This is a genomic window from Jeotgalibacillus proteolyticus, assembly GCF_050107735.1.
GTDB lineage: Bacteria > Bacillota > Bacilli > Bacillales > Jeotgalibacillaceae > Jeotgalibacillus > Jeotgalibacillus proteolyticus_A.
The window spans coordinates 1-249 of sequence record NZ_JBNILO010000051.1; the positions used below are offsets into that span (position 1 = coordinate 1).

The following is a 249-nucleotide window of genomic DNA, read 5'->3' on the forward strand; positions in this document are numbered from 1 at the left end:
TTAAAAATGGTTCAGCAGCGAGTGATTCGAGGACGTGAGTGGAGGAATCCCGGAGCGCACTTTTCAGTGCGTGAGGAGATGACGACACGAGCGGACGAAGAAGCGCGACGCTGATCAACCATTTTTTTGGTTAAGTTAGAAAGGGCGCACGGTGGATGCCTTGGCACTAGGAGCCGATGAAGGACGGTACTAACACCGATATGCTTCGGGGAGCTGTAAGTAAGCTGTGATCCGAAGATTTCCGAATGG

1 rRNA gene is annotated in these 249 nt (G+C 51.8%); it reads left to right on the top strand.

Features of this window, described 5'->3' with window-relative positions:
- Positions 1–128: 128 nt before the first annotated feature.
- A 23S ribosomal RNA gene (locus ACQCT8_RS19105) occupies positions 129–249 on the top strand; the annotation flags it as partial.